The organism is Asticcacaulis sp. AC466 (assembly GCF_000495815.1).
Taxonomy (GTDB): domain Bacteria; phylum Pseudomonadota; class Alphaproteobacteria; order Caulobacterales; family Caulobacteraceae; genus Asticcacaulis.
Genome location: NZ_AWGE01000015.1, coordinates 146,692 through 167,789 on the forward strand (window position 1 = coordinate 146,692; position 21,098 = coordinate 167,789).

At 56.3% G+C, this 21,098-nt stretch carries 19 protein-coding genes; 10 read left to right on the forward strand and 9 right to left on the reverse strand.

The annotated features are described in order from the left end of the window. Window positions 1-184 precede the first annotated feature (184 nt). Complete coding sequence (locus AEAC466_RS37955) at window positions 185-2,317, forward strand: prolyl oligopeptidase family serine peptidase (protein WP_031239132.1); 2,133 nt, start codon at window positions 185-187, stop codon at window positions 2,315-2,317. Between the two features lie 4 nt (window positions 2,318-2,321). On the opposite strand, the gene AEAC466_RS37960 is transcribed toward AEAC466_RS37955, so the two are convergent. Continuing rightward, on the reverse strand, window positions 2,322-3,461 hold the full coding sequence (locus AEAC466_RS37960) for a bifunctional 2-C-methyl-D-erythritol 4-phosphate cytidylyltransferase/2-C-methyl-D-erythritol 2,4-cyclodiphosphate synthase (protein WP_023459150.1): 1,140 nt from the start codon (window positions 3,459-3,461) through the stop codon (window positions 2,322-2,324). Between the two features lie 61 nt (window positions 3,462-3,522). On the opposite strand from AEAC466_RS37960, the gene dusB reads away from it, so the two are divergent. The 8 genes from dusB (at window position 3,523) to AEAC466_RS38000 (ending at window position 13,148) form a co-directional block, all read left to right on the forward strand. Then, window positions 3,523-4,524 carry a tRNA dihydrouridine synthase DusB gene (dusB, locus tag AEAC466_RS37965; protein WP_031239133.1) on the forward strand — a complete coding sequence of 334 codons (1,002 nt, stop codon included), beginning with the start codon at window positions 3,523-3,525 and terminating at the stop codon, window positions 4,522-4,524. Window positions 4,525-4,608: 84 nt separating this feature from the next. Further along, window positions 4,609-6,909 (forward strand): sensor histidine kinase NtrY-like, encoded by a 2,301-nt coding sequence (locus AEAC466_RS37970; protein WP_023459152.1) that lies wholly within the window; start codon window positions 4,609-4,611, stop codon window positions 6,907-6,909. A gap of 11 nt (window positions 6,910-6,920) precedes the next feature. Then, a complete protein-coding gene (ntrX, locus tag AEAC466_RS37975) occupies window positions 6,921-8,321 on the forward strand; it encodes a nitrogen assimilation response regulator NtrX (protein ID WP_031239135.1) in 1,401 nt (466 codons plus the stop codon). Window positions 8,322-8,447: 126 nt separating this feature from the next. After that, complete coding sequence (locus tag AEAC466_RS37980) at window positions 8,448-9,308, forward strand: D-amino-acid transaminase (RefSeq protein ID WP_023459154.1); 861 nt, start codon at window positions 8,448-8,450, stop codon at window positions 9,306-9,308. 125 nt (window positions 9,309-9,433) lie between these two features. Next, window positions 9,434-9,682, forward strand: coding sequence for an RNA chaperone Hfq (hfq, locus tag AEAC466_RS37985; protein ID WP_023459155.1), 249 nt, complete (start codon window positions 9,434-9,436; stop codon window positions 9,680-9,682). Between the two features lie 24 nt (window positions 9,683-9,706). Then, complete coding sequence (gene hflX, locus AEAC466_RS37990) at window positions 9,707-11,032, forward strand: GTPase HflX (protein ID WP_023459156.1); 1,326 nt, start codon at window positions 9,707-9,709, stop codon at window positions 11,030-11,032. Window positions 11,033-11,166: 134 nt separating this feature from the next. Then, complete coding sequence (locus AEAC466_RS37995; protein ID WP_031239136.1) at window positions 11,167-11,595, forward strand: MarR family winged helix-turn-helix transcriptional regulator; 429 nt, start codon at window positions 11,167-11,169, stop codon at window positions 11,593-11,595. Next, a complete protein-coding gene (locus tag AEAC466_RS38000) occupies window positions 11,595-13,148 on the forward strand; it encodes a DHA2 family efflux MFS transporter permease subunit (RefSeq protein WP_023459158.1) in 1,554 nt (517 codons plus the stop codon). Before AEAC466_RS37995 ends, AEAC466_RS38000 begins: the two co-directional genes overlap by 1 nt. Window positions 13,149-13,157: 9 nt before the next feature. On the opposite strand, the gene AEAC466_RS38005 is transcribed toward AEAC466_RS38000, so the two are convergent. From AEAC466_RS38005 to AEAC466_RS38035, 8 genes are all read right to left on the reverse strand, one after another. Then, on the reverse strand, window positions 13,158-13,706 hold the full coding sequence (locus tag AEAC466_RS38005) for a winged helix-turn-helix transcriptional regulator (protein WP_023459159.1): 549 nt from the start codon (window positions 13,704-13,706) through the stop codon (window positions 13,158-13,160). Between the two features lie 215 nt (window positions 13,707-13,921). Then, window positions 13,922-14,425 (reverse strand): hypothetical protein, encoded by a 504-nt coding sequence (locus tag AEAC466_RS38010; RefSeq protein WP_023459160.1) that lies wholly within the window; start codon window positions 14,423-14,425, stop codon window positions 13,922-13,924. Then, window positions 14,418-15,215 carry a nucleoside triphosphate pyrophosphohydrolase gene (gene mazG / locus AEAC466_RS38015; protein ID WP_023459161.1) on the reverse strand — a complete coding sequence of 266 codons (798 nt, stop codon included), beginning with the start codon at window positions 15,213-15,215 and terminating at the stop codon, window positions 14,418-14,420. The genes AEAC466_RS38010 and mazG overlap by 8 nt, the downstream gene beginning before the upstream one ends. Beyond that, window positions 15,212-16,552, reverse strand: coding sequence for an MFS transporter (locus AEAC466_RS38020; protein WP_155913744.1), 1,341 nt, complete (start codon window positions 16,550-16,552; stop codon window positions 15,212-15,214). The genes mazG and AEAC466_RS38020 overlap by 4 nt, the downstream gene beginning before the upstream one ends. A 139-nt stretch (window positions 16,553-16,691) precedes the next feature. Continuing rightward, window positions 16,692-17,189, reverse strand: coding sequence for a T6SS immunity protein Tdi1 domain-containing protein (locus AEAC466_RS43870; protein WP_023459163.1), 498 nt, complete (start codon window positions 17,187-17,189; stop codon window positions 16,692-16,694). Window positions 17,190-17,308: 119 nt separating this feature from the next. Continuing rightward, on the reverse strand, window positions 17,309-17,725 hold the full coding sequence (locus AEAC466_RS44900; protein ID WP_200863976.1) for a hypothetical protein: 417 nt from the start codon (window positions 17,723-17,725) through the stop codon (window positions 17,309-17,311). Beyond that, a complete protein-coding gene (locus tag AEAC466_RS44905; RefSeq protein WP_023459165.1) occupies window positions 17,722-18,192 on the reverse strand; it encodes a hypothetical protein in 471 nt (156 codons plus the stop codon). The genes AEAC466_RS44900 and AEAC466_RS44905 overlap by 4 nt, the downstream gene beginning before the upstream one ends. Before the next feature lie 938 nt (window positions 18,193-19,130). After that, a complete protein-coding gene (locus AEAC466_RS38035; RefSeq protein WP_023459166.1) occupies window positions 19,131-19,886 on the reverse strand; it encodes an SDR family NAD(P)-dependent oxidoreductase in 756 nt (251 codons plus the stop codon). Window positions 19,887-20,096: 210 nt separating this feature from the next. Here AEAC466_RS38035 and AEAC466_RS38040 point away from each other — a divergent pair, with 210 nt between their 5' ends. Then, window positions 20,097-20,990, forward strand: a complete 894-nt coding sequence (locus tag AEAC466_RS38040) for an AraC family transcriptional regulator (RefSeq protein ID WP_023459167.1) — start codon at window positions 20,097-20,099, stop codon at window positions 20,988-20,990. Window positions 20,991-21,098 lie beyond the last annotated feature (108 nt).

Genomic DNA, 21,098 nt, shown 5'->3' on the forward strand with positions numbered 1-21,098 from the left:
AATAGGTTTTCAATAGGCGAGGCGTGTGAGAATGCTTCGCAATAAATACCGCAGAAATTCAACGGGTTTGGCTCGTTTTTTAATAGTCGGCGCATGCGCCGGGAAAGCGTTGCAAAGTCAGGCTATTGACCCGCGATCACAATGCTCGGATAGTGATGTTATCTCATTTGAAATGGAGTCGGCGATGAAACGGTCTGGATTGGGCGTGAGTTTTTTTGCATTGGCTTTAGCCGTGTCGCCGCTTTTAGCCGCGGCGGAGACGACAGCCCCCGTCGCACCACGCGGTAATGTGGTCGACCACCTGTACGGCAAGGATATTCCCGATCCCTACCGCTGGATGGAAGGGCAGGACAACAAGGCCTTCCAGGACTGGTTGAAAGCACAAGGCGTAGTTGGGCGCGCCTGGCTGGATTCCGCGCCGACGCTGGCGGGGTGGCGTACGCGTCTCACTGCGGCCAGTGCCGGCAGTACGACCAACCGTATGCAGCATCGTGTCGCCGGTCGCCTCTTCTTCCTCCGTCTTGAACAAGGCAAGCAGGGTGTCCTGATGCAAAGGAAGCCCGACGGCAGCGAAATGGTCCTTCTCGATCCGAACGCGGTCGCGGCCACCGGCGGGCACGCATCCGTGACAAACTACTCGGTTTCAGCCGACGGCCTGACGATTGCCGTCAATGTCGATCATGGCGGCAATGAAATTACCACCATAGAATTCTACAACACCGATACAGGGGCGCGGCTGCCTGACCAACTAGATAATATATGGGGAGAGTTCTCCGTAGACTGGACGCCGGACGGCAAGGCGGTCACCTACACCCAAATGGCGCCGGCGGGAGATCAGGTCGATCAGATGCTGAACATGCGGGCGCGTTACCACGTCATGGGCACTCCGGTCACGCAGGACAAGACGCTGCTGGTCAGTGGCGGTAATCCCACCATCGCGATTGCGCCGCAGGAATTTCCAGGCGTCGGTGTTAGCGCCGATTCAGATTGGGTCACAGCCATCATTGGCGGGGCCCGTGCGCAGATCCGTACCTGTATTCTGCCGCGCGCCAAACTGCTCGCGGCGAACCCAACGTGGAACTGCCTGATAAACTATGACGATGAGGTTCAGGGCGTGAACCTGAAAGGCCACACTTTTTACGCCATCAGTAAAAAGGGCGCGCCAAACGGCAAGTTGTTGACGATAGATCTGGCTGTCTCGCCGACCCTTGATAAGGCCCGGGTTTTGCTGCCGCAAAGCGATGCGGACGTCCTGACCGGAACAAATGTCGCCCGCGATGCGCTTTACGTCCGTTATATGCACAATGGCGAAGATGTATTCGTACGCGCCCCTTACGACGGTGGGGCTATGAAGGCTGTGCCCTTGCCCTACCACGGCGCGGCCTACCTGACGGACAGCGATCCCATGGTCGATGGCCTTGTCTTCACCCTGCAAAGCTGGACCCAGCCGCGTAAACTGTTTGCCTATGACCCGGCCAGAGGCTTGAGCGATCTCAATCTCGGTGCCAATTCACCGAAAGACTATGCGGCCGCGATCGATATCCTCAACGTCGAGGCCAAAAGCGCCGACGGAACGCTCGTGCCCGTAACCATTCTCCAGCCAAAGGGGTACAAACCGGACGGTAAGGTCCTAAGCCTTCTGGATGCCTATGGCGGTTACGGGCAAGCCACGCAGCCCTTCTTTGATCCCATGACCCTGGAATGGGTGATGGCAGGCCACGTCTATGCCTTCGTCAGTGTTCGCGGCGGTGGTGAGAAAGGCGATGCCTGGCGGTTGGCCGGCAAAAGCGCCCTGAAATACAAAGGCGTGGAAGACCTTATCGGTGCGGCGGACTACATGGTCTCGCACGGCTACAGCCGTAAGGATCATGTTGCTATTTACGGCGCGAGCATGGGTGGTTTGATCATGGGCGGTGCGGTGGCTCACTATCCCGATCGTTTTGGCGCGGCCATTATTCATGCGGGCATCCTTAACCCGACACGTCTGGCGGTTATGCCCAATGGGCCGAACCAATTTGCCGAAACCGCCGATCCGGGCACGGCGGACGGATTCACCATTCTTACAAATATGGACCCATATCTGGCGATAAAGCCCGGAAAGACATGGCCCGCGGTCATGCTCGATGTCGGGCTTAACGACAATCGGGTCACGCCGTGGAATAGCGGTAAGTTCGGTGCGGCGCTGATGGCGGCCGGCGATACGAAGGTTGTCTATCGTACCGACGCCGATTCTGGCCATTTCGGCACCTCGCTCAGTCAGGCGGCAGCCGAAAAGGCAGACCATTACACCTTCCTCGAAAAGGCGATGGGGAACTAAACGCTTAAAGCAAAATCGCGCAGACGGCCTGGGCAGCCAGGCCTTCTTCGCGGCCGGTAAAGCCCATCTTTTCGGTAGTGGTGGCCTTGACGCTTACGCGGTCCAGGTCAATCGTCAAGATGTCGGCGATGCGTTGGCGCATCGCTTCGCGATGAGGCTTGATTTTGGGGGTTTCGCAAATCAGTGTGAGATCTACATTGACGATTTCGCCGCCTTGTTGACGCACCAAGGTAGCGGCATGTTGCAGGAACAGGTCGGACGAGGCGCCCTTCCATTGTGGATCGGTCGGCGGAAAATGATCGCCGATGTCGCCTAAGCCTGCCGCGCCGAGAAGCGCATCGGTGAGGGCATGTAATCCCGCGTCGGCGTCGCTATGGCCTATCAAGGTCCGGTCATGGGGAATTTCCACGCCGCATAGCCACACGCTTTGTCCGTCGCCCCAGCGATGCGCGTCAAATCCCTGGCCAATTCTTATTTGTTTCATTGGTTTATCTGAATTGATTAAAGCTTCTAGAAAGGCGAAATCGCTAAGATAGGTCAGCTTATGCAGGCGAATGTCCCCTTCAACCAAGGTGACGTTGATGCCGGAATGGGCCGCGACCATGGCTTCATCGGTGGGGGGATCACCGGCCGGCCAACGATCATAGGCGCGCCGGATGTCATGCAACCGAAATGCCTGGGGGGTCTGTGCGCGCCATAGATTGTCGCGCGGTGGCGATTCCACGATGCGATTCTGGTCGCCGCGCTTGAGGGAATCTGTTACCGGCAAGGCCAGTATCGCTGCAGGCTTGGTCTCAAGTTCGGCAAGCAAGCTATTGATATAATGTGACTTCAATAGCGGGCGCGCGGCATCGTGGATCAGAACCGCATCATTGGGTTCGGCCCTGAGGGCGGCAAGGCCATTACGGACGGATTGAGCGCGGTCCGTCCCACCGGCCACGACGGTGGCGCGGTCACCATAGGCGCTCTCGGCCTGGGATATGTCTTCGTCGGGCACTACGACAATAATCTGCGCCGCACCGGCCTCTTCAAAAGCGGCAATTGACCAGTCGAGTACGGGGCGCCCGCCCAGCAACATCCATTGTTTCTTGCCGCCCGAGCGGCTGCCGGATCCGCCGGCGACGATGATGGCGTGAAATGTCATGCAGCGTGTTTAGCGCGAAACGCGGATGGTGCAAGAGGCGCAAACCGTGTATGTGCGCGCGATGACTGCTTCCGTGCGCGAAATTGGGCTTCAAATAGGCGATGTGACCGTTCCAGGCCGTGTCCTGATCGCACCCATGACGGGTGTGTCCGATTTGCCGTTTCGCCATATGGCGCATAAATTGGGCGCTGCCTATGCCGCGACTGAAATGGTTGCCTGCGCGGAAATGCAGACCGGGCGTCCGGATGTGGTGCGCAAGGCGCAACTTGGCGAGCACGACGGGTTGAAGATCCTTCAATTGATTGGCCGGGACCCGGCGCACATCGCTCATGGCGCCAGGCTTGCCGAAGAGGCCGGTGCGCACATTGTCGATCTCAATTTCGGGTGTCCCGCAAAAGAGGTTACGGGTGTGCTGTGCGGGTCTGCTCTCATGCGCGACCTGGATCAGGCGGAACGTATCATGACGGCTGCCTTGCAGGCGACGTCGCGGCCGGTGACTGTGAAGATGCGCCTGGGCTGGGATGACAATCACAATGCTGCCGAACTGGCTGTGCGCGCTGAAAGGCTTGGCATTGCCGCCGTGACCGTACATGGCCGGACGCGTCAGCAGTTTTACAAAGGGCAGGCCGATTGGCGCGCCATATCATGCGTCAAACAGGCCGTGCGGATACCGGTCATCGCAAACGGCGATATTGTCGGTCTAGATTCTGCTCAGGACGCGCTGATGCAATCCGGAGCAGACGCGGTAATGATCGGGCGGGGCATATATGGGCGTCCCTGGCTGGCGCGTGATCTGAATATGGCATTGAACGATAATAGTCCCATGTCTATCATGGGGTTATCTAATCATGCCGATATACTACTTGAGCATATGTATGCGTCGTTGCGTTTTTATGGTGACGTTTTAGGCCTGCGCATGTTCAAGAAACACCTGGGCGCCTATGTTGAGAATTCGACACACCATGACGACCCTCTGGTTCGCCGCCAGGATAAGGCGCGCCTGTGCCGCATGGATAGTCCGGCGGAGATAGAGGGGGCCGTTCGCACTCTTATGTCGGCCTAAAAATCCGCTCAAATATGCAACATTCCTGTTGATATTTGGACACAGTAGTGCGCAAATGTCACTCTCTGAGTAACGGATATTGCGTTGAAAGACTCATCGGCCATATCGCGCCGGCTGCATCTGATGATGCGCAGCCTCAAGACGCTTCGTACGGCGGGCTTCAAGAAGCTGGCGCTTGCGGTTGGCTACGGCGCGTCCTTGCTGACAACCGCCTTCATTGTCTGGCTGATCATCGGTACGTCCGGTACGGGTATCACGGCCAAGGGGCCGACGGGCAATACGGCTGATTACCTGCTTATACTGGTGTCGCTGAATCTCATCCTGTTGTTGGGGCTCGTGTTTTCAGTCGTCATGCGCGTTGTGACGATTGCCCGCAGCAGAGGTGCAGATGCCGGGGCGCGCCTCCACTTGCGCTTCGTCTTCCTTTTTTCCCTGGCGGCGGTAACGCCCGCCATTATTGTCGCCCTGTCGTTCACGTTCCTGAACGACGGCATTACCACTTGGTTTTCCGACCGCGTCAAGGCGACGGTCGAGAACGGTTATGACGTTGCGGGAAGCTATCTGACCGAGGCCATTCGAACCTCAACCCAAGCCATGAATGACATGCGCGACAAGGTCGAAAGTCCCAATGGACGCAACTTCTATCCCGATCGGCTGGCTTTTGCGCTGGCGCTTAAAGCCGGGCTGGAGGAGCGCGGGGAATTGTCGGCCATTTATGTCATAGATCGGACCGGGCAGGTCTTGGCGCGCGCGGAGTTGCCTGGCGCCCCGGTGTACATGGCGCCGTCGCCCGAAGTTATCCAGGACGTCGCTGCCACGGGGGCCAAAGCCTACCCTTATGGTGACCCCGATGCCATTCGCTTGATCTACCCCCTTCAAGATTATAACGGCGCGATGCTGTACGGCATCAAACTTCTCCCGAAAGGCATCTATTTCAAGGTCCAGGCGGCGAAGCAGGCGATTAGCGACTATAAGGAAACAACCGATAAGAAATTACGCGCCCAGGCCATATTCTTCATGGCCTATCTTGAGGCGGTCCTGCTTGTCTTGATCGGCGCGATATGGGGCGGTACGTCTGCTGCGGAAAGCATCGCTGTGCCGGTGGCCCGTCTGGTCCAGGCCGCGGACAAGGTGGCCGGAGGGGACCTGAATGCCCGCGTCGGGACGATAAAGCAGTCCGAAGACATCGCGGTGCTGTCGCGCGCCTTCAATCGCATGACCTCCGATTTGCAAAATCAACAGGCGGAACTGAAGGCGGCGGGCGAAGAGGCTGAAAGCCGCCGGCGTTTCATTGAAACCGTGTTGGCGGAAATCAGTGCCGGGATCGTCGGTCTGGATGAAAATGAGCAGATATCAGCCATAAATCGTCACGCGTCGAACTTTCTCGGCGTCGCTTCCGACGACGCCATTGGTCTGAGGATTCGCGAATTAGCCCCTGAGATTGCTGAGCTTTTAGACAAGGTGTCCGGCCATAGAGTTGAGGAGACGGAAGTCGATCTGGTGCGCAAGGGCGAAACACGGCGGGTTCGCGTGCGTGTCTCAGGACTGGATACCGGCGGTGCGGTTCTAACCTTCGATGACATAACCCGTCTGATTGCCGCTCAGCGAAACGCAGCGTGGAAAGATGTGGCCCGACGCATCGCGCATGAGATCAAGAATCCGCTGACTCCGATTCAGTTATCCGCCGAACGCCTGCGCAAAAAATATCGCGGTCAAATCCACACAGACGGCGAAACCTTCGATCGCCTGACCGACACCATTGTCCGTCAGGTCGGCGATATAGGCCGTATGGTCGACGAATTTTCCTCGTTCGCCCGTATGCCCGCGCCGAACTTCTCCGAAGAGGACGCTGCCGAAATGGTGCGTGCCGCTGTCTTCGCTCAACGTGTGGCCCGCCCGGACATCGCCATCGAAATCATCGAGCCCTTGCCGGATATTACAGTCATCTGTGATGGTCGTATGCTGAGCCAGGCATTGGGCAATGTTCTGAAAAATGGCGGCGAAGCTATCTCGTCACGGCTTATGCGGGACGGTAAGGGCGAGCAGGGCGAGCCCACTGACGGCGTCGTTGGACATCTGCGCGTGGAGATGAAACAGGTCGACGACGAACTGGTTATCGAGGTCGAAGACGACGGCATAGGTTTGCCGGAAAAGGATCGCGATCGTTTGACCGAGCCCTACGTGACGACACGCGAGAAAGGGACGGGCCTCGGCCTGGCCATTGTAAAACGAATTTTGGAAGACCACGCCGGTGAGTTCTATCTCAACGACGCGGTCAACCTCAGCGGTGCGCGGGCTGTTCTGCGTTTGCCGCGTATACAGGCGGGCCGTAATGCCGCCGGGACGAATGCGGCGACGAAAGTCGTCAAATTGGTAAGCCATTAAGTGAGGGTATGATGAAAGTCTCTTCTGGCGTTGACATTCTGGTTGTTGATGACGAGGCGGATATCCGTGAACTGATCGCGGGCATCCTCGAAGACGAAGGCTATTCGGTGCGCACCGCTGCCGATTCCAATGCCGCCTTACGCGCCATCAAGGCACGCAAGCCGTCCTTGTGCGTGCTTGACATCTGGATGCAGGGCGGCGGGCTGGACGGCATCGAGCTTCTGAGTGTCATTCATGAACTCGATCCCGATATTCCCGCCATCATGATTTCGGGACACGGCACGATCGAAACTGCGGTCACCGCCATCAAGAAAGGCGCCTTCGATTTCATCGAAAAGCCCTTTAAAACCGAGCGTCTGATCATGGTTGTTCAAAGAGCGCTCGAACTGACCAGTCTGCGCCGAGAAAACAAGCGCCTGCGCAGCCAAGCCGTCGTGCCGGACGGACTGATCGGTAACTCAGCGGCGGCGCAATTGCTGCGGTCGACCATTGCCAAGGTAGCGCCGGCCAATTCCCGGATCATGATTTCGGGGCCGGCGGGCTCAGGCAAAGAACTGGTCGCGCGCATGATCCATGAGGTCAGCCCGCGCGCCAAATGCGAATTTGTGCCGATTTCGGCGGCCGGCATGACGCCCGAACGGCTTGATGTCGAATTGTTTGGAGAGGAAGGCGAGGGCGGCCGCCCGCGCAAGATCGGCGTGTTCGAGCGGGCGCATGGCGGGACCTTGTTCCTCGATGAAGTGGCCGACATGCCGCCGGAAAGCCAGAGCCGTATATTGCGGGTTCTGGTCGAGCAGCGCTTTACCCGCGTTGGCGGCGCCCAAGATGTTCAGGTCGACGTGCGTGTTATCTCTTCGACATCTAAGGACTTGTCTGCCGAAATTGCGGCCAGCCGCTTCCGTGAGGATCTGTTCCATCGCCTCAATGTCGTGCCGGTGCGTGTGCCCGGTCTCAGCGAGCGCCGGGGCGATATTGCTGAACTGGTCAACTATTTCATAGACCGTATTGCGGCGGCGCAAGGGTTGCCCAAGCGTATCCTGTCGGAAGATGCTATGGCGACGCTTCAGGTGCACGAATGGCCCGGCAATGTCCGTCAGTTGCGCAACAATATCGAACGTCTGCTTATTCTAGCGTCGGGTAATCCGAGCGAGCCGATCACGGCCCAGATGCTGCCGTCAGAAGTGGTGGAATCGGCCGTGGCGGGGGCCATCCGTCCAGAACGTATTATCGCCTTGCCGTTGCGCGATGCCCGGGAAGTGTTTGAACGTGAATACCTGTCGTCCCAGATTGTCCGGTTCGGCGGTAATATTTCGCGTACAGCCAACTTCATTGGCATGGAACGTTCGGCCCTGCACCGCAAACTGAAATCGCTCGGTCTGGCACACATCCGTTCAGACGAAGACGACATCTAGAGCATTCGTCGGCGCAGTTGAGCCGCCTCATGGCTCTCATTTTTTGTAGCGCCTCATGTTTTTCCGAAAAGTGGGGTCCACTTTTCGGCATGAGGCTCTAGAGACCAGAAAAGATATTCGAAGCCAATGCCCAGAATTGCCTATGTTAACGGCGTCTATGAACGCACCTCAGAAGCCGCCGTCTCCATAGAGGATCGCGGCTATCAGTTCGCCGATGCAATCTACGAGGTCTGGTCGGTGTTCGACGGGCGCCTGGCCGATATGGATGGGCACCTGAACCGCATGGAACGCTCCCTTCGGGAACTGGCCATCGAAATGCCAATGCCGCGAAGCTCGCTTCTGGTCGTACTCAATGAAGTCGTGCGCCGAAACCGTATTCGTGAAGGCATGGTCTATCTTCAGATTAGTCGGGGTGTCGCGCCGCGCGATCATCTGTTCCCTGTCGAGACGCGCGCCAGCGTGGTCATTACCGCGCGTCCGGTCGATCGCGACGCCGCCGCCAGGAAAGCCGCGCAAGGCATCAAGGCTATGTCGGCGCCGGACATCCGTTGGGGCCGCTGCGATATCAAGACTGTGGGGCTGCTGCCTAATGTTCTGGCCAAGCAGGCGGCCAAGGCGCGCGGCGCGGGCGAGGTCATCTTTGTCGATAAGGAAGGTCTTGTGACGGAAGGTGGGTCTACCAATGTCTATATCGTCAAGGAAGGCGTCATCCGCACGCGCAGCCTTACAGCAAATATCCTGGCCGGCGTAACGCGGCTCAACCTTTTGCCTCTAATCGCTGAAAATGGGATTGAGATACGGGAAGAAAGTTTTACGCTTGATGATGCCAAGGCGGCGTCTGAGGTGTTTGTTACCGCCGCAACCAGTTTGGTCATGCCCGTTACCGCCATTGATGATCACGAAATCGGTGATGGAAAGCCAGGACCAATCGCTTGCGCACTAAGGGAAATCTATATAGACCGTGCCCGTGCCTCAGCGGGTGTGTAAGCGATTGCGCATAAAAATTTTACTGCGGTGTGGTTGATAAGTCGCGGAATCTTTGCCAAATATGAGGCTTATTGTCTGTGTGAGGGGTATTGTGCCCCTCAAATTTTAAACAAGAAGGGCCGGCAATGTCCCACGATAAGAAACAAAACCTGCAAGACACGTTTCTCAATAGTGTCCGCAAAACCAAAACACCTCTGACCATTTTTCTGATCAACGGCGTCAAGCTTCAGGGCATCGTTAGCTGGTTCGACAATTTCTGTGTCCTTCTGCGCCGTGACGGCCAATCGCAACTGGTTTACAAGCATGCGATTTCCACCATCATGCCGGCGGCACCTGTCCAGCTTTACGAACAAGAAGAAGACATTGACGACTAAGGTCCTGCATATCGGACAAAGTCTTTGAGTGACAAATACATAGATCACGCGCCCGATATCGTGCGCGCGATCGTCGTTGACCCCGACATAGACACGCATGCGCGCAGCGAAGCGTCGCCTGCACGTAAATATGACTACTCGCGGCTTGAGGAAGCCGTGGGTCTGGCTCTTGCGCTGGACCTGGAAATCGTGGGCGAGATGAGCGTGCGCGTGCGCAAGATCAACCCGGCGACCCTGTTCGGCCAGGGTAAGGTCGCGGATATAAAGACGGCCTGTGAAGACAATGACGCATCGCTGTGCGTGGTCAACGGCGCGCTGACGCCCATTCAGCAGCGGAACCTGGAAAAGGATCTCGGCGTCAAGGTGGTGGACCGCACGGGTTTGATTCTGGAAATATTCGGACGACGGGCCCGCACCAACGAAGGCAAACTTCAGGTCGAACTGGCGCGACTGGAATATGAGCGGTCGCGTCTGGTACGCACCTGGACCCACCTGGAACGCCAGCGGGCGACGGGCACCACTGGCGGGCCGGGCGAAACCCAGATCGAGCTTGACCGACGCATGATCGCGGACAAGATCAAACAGCTTAAGACAGAGTTGGAAGACGTGCGCCGGACCCGGGCGCTGCATCGTAATCAGCGCAAGAAGGTGCCCTATCCGATTGTTGCCCTGGTCGGATATACCAATGCCGGCAAATCAACGCTGTTCAATAATCTGACCAAGTCTGAAGTCTTCGCCAAGGATTTGCTATTCGCAACCCTGGACACGACCCTGCGGTCGTTGAAATTGCCCAATGGACGTTCAGCCATCCTATCCGACACGGTGGGTTTCATTTCCGACCTCCCGCATGAACTGGTAGCGGCATTTCGTGCAACGCTCGAGGAAGTCGAGCAGGCCGACCTGATCCTGCACGTCCGCGATGTATCCAACCCGGAAACGGAAGCGCAAAAAGCCGATGTCGAGCAGGTCATGGCGCACATTCTGCCGGACCTCGACCGGTCGCGCATGATAGAAGTCTGGAATAAGATCGACCTACTGGATGCTGAATCAAAAGACATTTTGTATTCGCGCGCCATCACCGACCGATCAAAAAACAAGCCGCTTCTGGTATCTGCCATCACTGGCGAAGGCGTGCCCCATCTTCTGCGTGAGGTGGCGCTTCTGGTTGATGCGGACGGTGAGGAAATCGATATCGTCATCGAGCCGCATCAAGGGGAGCTCCTGGCCTTCCTGTATGCACATGGTCGGGTGCTCGGACGTCACGAAGATGATGACGGCCGTGTCCACCTGTGCGTTAAACTCAGTGACCAGGCCTATGGCCGCTACGAGAAGATGGTCGAGGGGCGGTAGTCTTTGGCAGTTCGCCCGCGCCGGCGATCGTAAATTTCTAAAGCCCCAAATATTGCGGGATTTTATCCGCGACCGCTTGCCAAACGCTTCAGGCAGGCATAGATGGTTAGATATCTAATTATTAGGTATCTACGATGTCAACAGAAGAGCGCTTTTCGAACGCCTTGCACAATACCGCCCGAATGTGGCGCCTGGCGCTTGATCGCCGCCTGAGAGACCTGGGCATTTCCCAGGCGGGCTGGCTGAGCATCGCCTATATAGCCAAGGCTAAAACGCCTTTATCGCAAGGCGAGTTGGCCGGATTGGTGCAGGTCGAGGCCGCGACCATGGTGTCGACGATCGATCGTCTCGAAAAGGCAGGCCTGGTCCAGCGGGTTGTTTCTGAATCCGACCGACGCGTTAAGAACCTGGTCGTAACCGCGCAAGGGCAGGCAATTTACAACAAGGTCCGCGCCAAGGCTGAGGATATGCGGCATGAGCTACTGGGCAGGTTGGATGCTGAAAAGTTGAAAGTGGCAACTGACATTTTGGAAGAGTTGCAAGCTCTTATAGAGACCGCCTAATGAGTACCTCCGATAATTCGCCCGCCGCGGGTGAGCCCATAAACCGTGGCATGGTCACAGTGTCTATTATGCTGGCCACCGTCATTCAGGCAATTGACGGGACTATTGCCAACGTGGCCTTGCCGCATATGCAAGGTGCGCTGAACGCGTCATCCGATCAGATTACTTGGGTTCTGACGTCTTTTATCGTCGCCACGGCCATCGCCACCCCTTTGACCGGTTGGTTGTCGGATCGGTTCGGCTCCAAACAAGTGTTCTTGGTTTCCATAGCCGGTTTTACCCTCGCATCTGTTTTGTGTGGCATTGCGGGCAATCTCAGTGAGATCGTCGCAGCGCGTTTGCTTCAAGGCGTGTTTGGCGCGGCCTTGGTTCCTTTGTCTCAATCCACACTTCTCGATATCAATCCCCGTGAAAAGCACGGTTCGGCCATGGCCGTGTGGGGAATGGGCGTGATGGTGGGGCCTATCCTGGGGCCAACACTCGGGGGCTGGCTGACTGATGCTTATGATTGGCGCTGGTGTTTCTTTATCAACGTGCCGATCGGCGCAGCGGCCTTTTTTGGTATTCTGAAATATATCCCGCGCACCCATGCGCGCCGCAGCATCCGTTTCGACGTGTTCGGCTTTACGGCGCTCAGCCTGGCTATCGGCGCTTTGCAAATGCTGCTGGACCGCGGGCAACAGAATGACTGGTTCTCCTCGGTGGAAACCTGGATTGAAGCGACCATTGCGTTCGTCAGTTTTGGCTTCTTTTTGATCCATACCTTCACGCGTCCGGCCGGCGCAACCTTCTTCAATTATCGTCTGCTCCTCAACCGAAATTTCACCACCGGCCTGATTTTCATATTTGTGGTTGGCATGGTCCTGTTCGCCACACGGGCCCTTATGCCGTCAATGCTGCAAGGGTTGATGGGGTATTCGCCAACCGATGCCGGGCTGGTGACGGCACCCAGCGGGCTGGGCACCATGCTGGCCATGATGATCGTGGGCCGTATGGTGGGAAAGGTCGACCTTCGCCTTATTCTAGGTGTCGGGTTTGGTTTGACGGCTGCCACCTTGGCTATGATGTGCGGCTATACGGTCGACACATCGAAAAGCGCCATCATCATTCCCGGTATAATTCAGGGGTTCGGGCTTGGGCTGGTCTTCGTGCCACTGAGTGCAGCGACGTTCGCGACATTGGCTGGCGATTTGCGCCCGGACGGCACGTCTATCTATAGCCTGATCCGCAACATCGGCTCATCGATTGGCATTGCCATGGTTCAAGCACTTCAGGTTGCCAACACCCAGACGGCGCATGAATCGCTGGCGGGGCAGATAAACGTTCACAACAGCGCCTTCATGAACAGCATGTACGCGCAGAGCCCGGCGGGACTGGCCGCTTTAAACGGCGAGGTTACGCGTCAGGCCAGCATGATTGCCTATATCGACAATTTCTGGCTGATGATGATTTTGACTCTTCTGGCCATGCCGCTGCTCTTCATAATTCAGGCGCCTAAAAAGAAAGCTAGCCAAAGCGAAGAAGAGCAGGTTGAACTGGCCGCGCTCGAATAGGGATAGCGATCAGAACAGGCTCAGGGTTTCTTCGACCGGATCTAAGTCTGCCTTTTTGGGCGCGGGTTTGATCTTGGTCTTTGGCGTAAAATTTCGGGTCAGGCGCTGGGCAAAGGTTTGCTTGTTCTTCTGCATATCGAGAACCACCTCCTTGGCCATGTTAGCGAGCGGTTCGTATTTCAAGCCGTATAAAGCCATTTCAACAAGCAGTGGCGCCAGGTCGGCGCCGCGTTCCGTCAGGGCGTAGATGAATTTTCGCTTGTCAGATGGATCGGCTGATTTTGTGATCAGTCCATTTTGCTCCAGCTTGACCAGACGATCGGCCAGAATGTTGGTCGCAATCTTCTCTTCCGACCTCAGGAAACCTTGGTAGCTGTTATGGCCGCGCAACATCAAGTCCCGCACGATGAGCATCGACCAATTATCGCCGATGGCTTCCAGTGCGAGGTTGATGGGGCATAGCGACCGATGCGTTTTCGTTGCTGCCGGCTTCGTCTTCGCAGGCGTTGCCTTGACGGGTTTCGAGCGGGAGTTCGGAGATTTGACAGGCTTCTTCATACGCGACACCGAAAAGCTTCATGGCAGTTCGCAAGTGATGCGCGTTAATCTTTTGATTCGCAAGGGTTGGTCGTATCGATTGCCTATTGAAAGTGATATGTTATTTGCATTTCAAATTGCAATTATTCATCGATTTGGTTTCATTTAAAAAGTTAAAATGAAAAACACTTTCCTATTGAAAGTAATGTGTTGTGTTGCCATCTTACGGTGATGGTTCAGGAATTGTCGCTTGTGATGGCGTAATCGCGCAGGACGGATTTGTCGCCCTTAAGAACGCGCCGGAACCGGGTCATTTGGTCGAGCGCTTCTATCGGCTTGGTCAGTTCAGGAGACTGCGTGTCGCACGCGTGGCGGATCGAACTCTTCTGATGGTTCTCGACAAGGGTGAGGGTGCAATCGGCACTGACCGCGCCATAGGCGGTGACGTTACGTTCAAAAAAGCGGGCGCGATGAAAGACGCGTAATATGCGTCGAACGGCAAACGTGGATATTTTATAGCTGTAGACCTTGTCCGCCAGTAACCGTACATGCCCGCTGCTATCGACATCCAGTCGAAAACGGCCGCGCATCTCATAGGTTATGTGCGTGTCATCGGGCAGCCCCTGGCTCTGCGCCGTGTAATAGTGATAGGCGATCATCAGGCCCGCGCAGACCATGATGCTCATAAGGCTGTTGCGCAACCGCTTGCTCATCGGCGGCATGAGGCGAAATTCAGCCATCCTGGCGTTCGGCAACTTTCGCGGCATTCCACAAGGCGTCCATCTCCGCCAGATCCGATTGATCGGGTGTGCGGCCTTCGGCGCGGAGCGCCGCCTCTATGGTTTCAAAACGGCGGACGAATTTCGCGTTCGTCAGGCGTAGCGCGTCTTCAGGCTCGACATCGAGTTTGCGTGCCAAGTTTGCCATGACGAAAAGCAGATCGCCGAGTTCCTCGCGCGCCTTTTCATCATCGCCACGCGCCACTTCGACCTTCAACTCTGCGGTTTCTTCGTCAAGCTTGTCGAGCACTTCGTTCACCGACGGCCAGTCGAAACCGACACGCGCCGCGCGTTTGGTCAGCTTGGCGGCGCGGGTCAGGGCAGGGAGCCCAACGGGCACATCGTCCAATATGCCGTGCTTGTCCTTGGCTTTCCGCTCGGCCGCCTTTGTGACTTCCCAGGCCGCGTTTTGCTCCTCCGCGGTGCGGTCACCGACATCTCCAAAGACGTGCGGGTGGCGGCGGATCAGCTTTTCGCTCATGCCGGCGGCGATATCATTGAAATCGAACAGGCCCTGTTCTTCGGCAATGCGGGCATGAAAGACGACCTGAAACAGGAGGTCGCCCAATTCCTCCTTAAGGTCGCGCATATCCTTGCGTTGGATAGCGTCGGCGACTTCGTAGGATTCTTCCACCGTATAGGGGGCGATGGTGTCGAATGTCTGTTCCTTGTCCCACGGGCACCCGGTCTGCGGATCACGCAGGCGGCGCATGACATTGAGCAGGCTGTCGATACCGTCGAACTGGCTCACAGGATTTCCTTTGCTTTTAGCCCGGCCATGATTTCGGCGTGGCGGGCCGGTGTCAGATTGTAGCGCAACATCGCGACCGCGCCCAGGACAAGGAACACGACGGGCAACCCGATAAAGAAGATTTCAACCCACATCAAGGCTTCCGGTGGACTGGCGGACGGTTCCTTCACGTTGAAATGCAACCAGCCGAGAAGGGTGATGGTCAAGGCGGAAATGGCGTATCCCACCTTGGTTGTCGCCGACAAAATGGCCATCAATGTGCCCTTGTGGTCATGGCCGGTTTCAAGCATCACTTCGTCGCCGATGTCAGCCATCAGGGCGCGCGTCAGAAGCAGAGATGCCGCATAAGGAATACCGTTGGCGAACGTCATGGCGGCGCAGACGATGAAATTGCCTTTGGGGGCGAAATACATGGCGGCGTAAAGGGCGGCAAATATAAGAGACGAAATGATCAGCGCCTTGTGCTTGCTCATCCGTTTGGCGGCTATGGTCCAGATCGGCGCGCCGACGATACCGGCCACGAAATAGAGGAGCATGGCGATGTTGCATTCCATGCGGGTCAGCCCCTTGGTCTGCTCGAAGAAGTAGAAGAAGAGCGCGGCCATCACGCCCGGTGCCAATCCCATGAACAGGTCCGCCCACAGAATGCTGCGGACATTCGGTCGCTTCCACATGTCGAAATAGTGGCTGAGTTTAAGGTCGTGCGTACTGGTTTCGGATATCTTCTCCGGCACGACCCATAAGGCGATGCCGATAGTGATGGGGAGGGTCAGCATGATGAAGCCGCCCATAATCTGCACACCCAGCGCATAGGAGTGCCCCAGCGATTGAACGATGACGGGAATAAGCGCCGCCGCCAGAATGCCCACAATATTGCCGATCTGCCACCACGCGAAGATGCGCGATCGTTCGTTGTAGTCGGTGGACAGGACCGTGCCCCAACTGGCCTGAGCGAGGGCGGCGATCGAAAAGCCGACGTAGAGCACGAATAGCCATAGTCCGAGGTAGATTTCGGTCACGCCCTTGTGCGCCATGAAGATGAAGCCAGTGCTGACGAACAGAATAGGCAGGCAGATCAGCATCCAGAGCTTGAAACGGCCGATCCGGGTACGCGTTCGATCCATCCAGTGCCCGAGGAACGGGTCAACCAGGATATCAAAGGCGCGCACGACGGCAAAGACGATGCCGACGACCAGTCCGAGCTGTAACTGCGTACCATAATATTCCGGTAGCGTGGCAACCAACGGCAACCCCAGGGCGGCGAAGGGAACGCACGGTCCAATAAAGGCCAGAAGCCTTCCGAATGGCACAGCGTCTACCGGCGTATTCGTGTTCATGTGTGATGCCACGCCCATTTCCCCCGTTTCGTGCGACTCTTTATCCAACGATAAGGCAGGCTAACCGGTTTGCCAACCGACGGCAAAGGATATGCCGTGCGTATTTTGTCCGTACAGCCCTGACTTCAAGATTGACCAGTTAGTCGACGATCTTCATTTTAACTTGGCTTCCATCGGGCACGTCGCAAACTTGTTCATGAATAGAGCCTGCTAAAGTGAACCATTCTCGCGCCGAAACGACAAAGCAGTTCTCGACGTTATATGTACCGCCCTTGAAGATTGGCAGGATAGTGAAGCCGTAGCATTGATCAGGACCGGCTATTTTGCCTGCCTTATGTAGCTGCTGGACGAGGGGCGGGAGAAACCAATCATCGACTCGACTGGCCCAGGCATCGTCGCGAGGGCCACTGAGGAATGCGTGAAACTCAGCAGCGCTGTTCGCGACCTTTTCAATGACCCCTGTACCGCATTCTAGCCAATGCACGTCGCCGGCTTCCTTCTCTAGGAAGACGCCACCAAACATCGATGAGAAAATTATCTTCCACGGCTCTGGAACCAACCACTTCCAGGCTAAAGCGGTTTCTTCGACGATCTTCTGGTCCGGCACAAACATAATTTCAGACCAAATCAGACTCATTGGTGCCCCCCTATCGAACAGACCCCTCGCCTTGGCTGGCCGAGGCTGAACATATTGCAGGCAGGCAAGGTTGCAAACTCTAAATCTTAGTCAGAGGTATGGCTTCCTCGACGACTATTTTAGGCCAGGTAGCCGGATTTCACGATGTAATCGTGCACCGCCGTATCATCGCCATAGGGCAGTTGGATCAATGTTCGTATGGCTTCGCGCTTATCGCGGGCACGATCATAGAATCCCTTGGCGATCTCGTAGCCGGCAAAGTAACCCATGTCGGGCACACCGAAAACGTTATGATCGCTGTTGTAAAGCCAATCGGTCCAGTCGGTCTTCGCCATGTCGGCCTTGAACTGCTCACGGACCGTGTCGCTGTGAGCGGGACCGTAGGTATATAGTTGCAACGGCGGACGGTGCCCCGTCACTCGTTCGGCGACAAATTCCGCGACGCCCTCGTAGGCGACGCGTGCGGCAAGGCGGTCGCTTGAATCTTGCTGCTGGGTGTGGACGTATTCGTGAATGTTGTTCTGACGGTTATTCACAAAGGGGCGCGTCGCAAAGAAGGTGCGCAGGCGGCTGCGCATCGGTTCGGTAACTCGGACACGTCGACGGTCTCATCGGCAAGCGCGACCTCGGCGCCGATCAGCACCATGTTTCCCGTTGTGGTTCCACCGGTGCGCAAGACGCCGATAGCATAGGTGATACTGGCAGGCCTCAGCTCGGGATAGAGGCGCCGGAAGATGGCAAGGTCCTTCGCTAGCGGCGCTGCGGCTTCGGTTGCGCGGCGCGTCAAGGGGCGGATTGAGGTCCAGAAGAGAGGGTAGTCTTCGATTGCATCGACATATTGGTCGAGTGTGTAGCGCCGTGCCGCTATCAGCGCACGTAAGCCTGGGGTGGCGCGATCAAGGTACAGGCTCTGGAACAGGGCTAGCCTTGCCGACCGGTTAGCAGCGGAACGCACGTCATCATAGGCGGACCAGAACCGTTCGATATCCCTTGTTTGGATCATTGGATCGTCGAATGGCCGGGTTGGACACGATCCCGGCAAAAAATGTTGCCGCCCCTCCCGTCAGGAGATGCCGGCGCTTTACCATTTGGGCATTTGGCATTCGACCTACTTACATCCGAGTTGCTTGTTTCACTTCATATCCGGCGCTTAGGAGTCAGCAGTCTGTTCTGCTGAATCTGTTGCAACCTAAACATGTTATCCAATTATGGTTTTTTGTAGTTTTTCGAGGTGTCCCGCTTATCCACCGGAGGTCCGGCGTGGGGACTGGCGAAATGCTTCAAATTCAATCGTCTGCGTCAATGCAGGCACCGGACGGTCGCGGTGTCACGGTTAATTTCAACAGCCGTTACACAACTACAAATTCTTTAATACACCGTTATTCCGTAGCATTAGATTGACTGCATTTAATCGTTAAGAGCATAATTTTAAACACATGCGCCGTATAACGCAGTAATATTGAGATATACTGAATGCGTTTTATTAAAAAACCAATAAATATTGACGTCAATACAGAGTTCTTTAGCGAAACTTTGCGGGTAAGGTGGTCGTAAAATGCGCATTTCTTTTCGAGGATGGTTCTGGTTATTTGCCACGCCTGCCTGCTTGGCGATTTGGTGGCTCATCATCAACGGTCTGATTATGGTATGGAACCAAACACTTGGGCGCCCGGGTTGCCCGGCCGCTCATCCCGATGCAGCGGAATCAGTGGCAAGCGCCAGTGCGTGCCGGCATGATGACTGATCTGGACGCCCAAGGAATTCGATCCAGATAAGGATTGATGCGTCGTAGTCCCGTTGGCTCGATGGGCCTCTGTCCGCATAGGGAAGTAGGCGATCAGCTCATAGGTCTCTCATTCGGGTTCCATGTTGAACGGCGAGGGCCTGATTGGGCGGGTTTTGGCAGTCAGCGCCAGCACCCGCCTGGGCGAACAACGCCAGTTAGATCACTTGGCCACCAGAGACTTCGATTCTCTGTCCGGTGACCCAACGGTTGTCTTCTCGAAGCAGGTTCGCCACCATCGGACCGATGTCATCAGGTACGCCCACGCGGCCAAGGGCGGTCATATCGGCGAACTGCTTGTTTAGTTCCGGTATGTCGCGGACCGCGCCTCCAAGAAAATCGGTCTCAATGGCGCCAGGCGCAACGGTGTTAGCTGTAATCCCCCGGCGTCCAAACTCTTTCGCCATATACACCGTTAGGGTCTCCACGGCGCCCTTCGCGGTGGAGTAGGCCGAAAAACCTTCCATCGAGACGCGCGTGAGACCAGAAGAGAAATTGATAATTCGCCCTCCATCGCTCAGCAGATTTAAAAGCGCTTGGGTGAGAAAGAAAACGCCCTTGACGTGAGTATTGAATAGGGTGTCGAATTGCGCCTCCGTAGTATCGGCAATTGTGGCCATTTCGCCTTGGCCGGCATTATTGATCAGATGGTCGAACGATTGACGATTCCATTGTGTAGTGAGGACTTCGCCGACTTTGTCGGCAAACGCAGAGAAGGTTCTAATGTCGGTGACGTCGAGTTGGAGCGCAACGGCGCTTCGCCCCATGGCCTGGATTTCCGCGACGACGGCTTTGGCTTCGTCGGCACCATGGCGGTAGGTAAGGATGACGTCACCGCCCTGACGGGCGATGCTGACGGCAGTGTTACGACCCAGGCCGCGATTGGCACCCGTGATCAAAGACAAAGTGGACATGTATTATTTCCTTGGTTTGGCGATCTTCGCTTCCAAATCATCGCGCATCTGTCTCATCCATAATTGCTCAATCACACATGTGTTTTGCCTATTTCTCCAGCTTTCGAATCGGTTGTTTTGGGAGCATCCAGAAACGGCTTGATTCCAAGGATATTTTGCGAGTCGCCTTGCCTGATTGTGGATGGTCATGTCCTGCGCTAGAATGTCCTAATGCCCCAGACACTCTATGATGCAGCGAAACGTTTCGCCGACATGCACGCGGATGCAAATGGCGTAGCGGCAACGCCGTTTCCCGGCCTGGTCGTGCTGCGTGAAACCCTTCCGTCGGCCCTGCAGTATGCAATTTCAAGGCCTCTCGTTGCGTTGGTCCTTCAGGGATGTAAGCGCGTAACCTTGGGCCGGGACACATTTGAGTTCGGGGCAGGGGAGTCATTGCTGATCACGACCGATGTGCCCACCGTCAGCCAGATTACCGTCGCGTCGGCAGCAAAACCTTATTATTCGCTGGTTTTGGAGTTAGACCGCGTACTCATCGAAGCACTCGTGTCAGAAATGGGGAATGTGCCGTTCCCAACTGGTGGTCCGGTTCGAATTGACTCGACCGAAGTGGAGGTTGCGGATGCTGCACTGAGGTTGCTACGTCTACTGGAGCGTCCAGCGTCTATACCGGTGCTCAAGGACCAATATCTGCGTGAACTACATTTTTGGCTTTTATCCGGCCGCCATGGCGGTGCGATCCGCGCCTTAGGTATAATGGACAGTCACGCCCAGCGCATTGGTCGGGCGGTATCTGTTATCCGATCAAACTTCTCTAAACCACTGCGCGTCGAACAACTGGCTGAAGTAGCGGGAATGAGTATCTCATCGTTTCACGCCCATTTCCGTAATATCACTTCGCTGACGCCCATTCAGTTTCAAAAGCAGTTGCGCCTTATTGAGGCTCGCCGGGCGATGCTCTCTGGTGGCGGCAGCATAAACACGGCAGCGTTCGATGTCGGCTATGAAAGCGTCCAGCAGTTTACGCGCGAGTACAGTCGGATGTTTGGCCGACCTCCGGCAAGGGATATTAACGCAGCGAAGCACGGGCAATTCGCCGCAGCTTAATCCGCAGGCGCGTAAGGAAGCAGCCAAGCTGCCTGCGAAAATTCCAGAAGCTTGGCGGCCGTCGAAACCGTCAGAGGGCCTTCACAGATATGTGGACGCATTGGCATG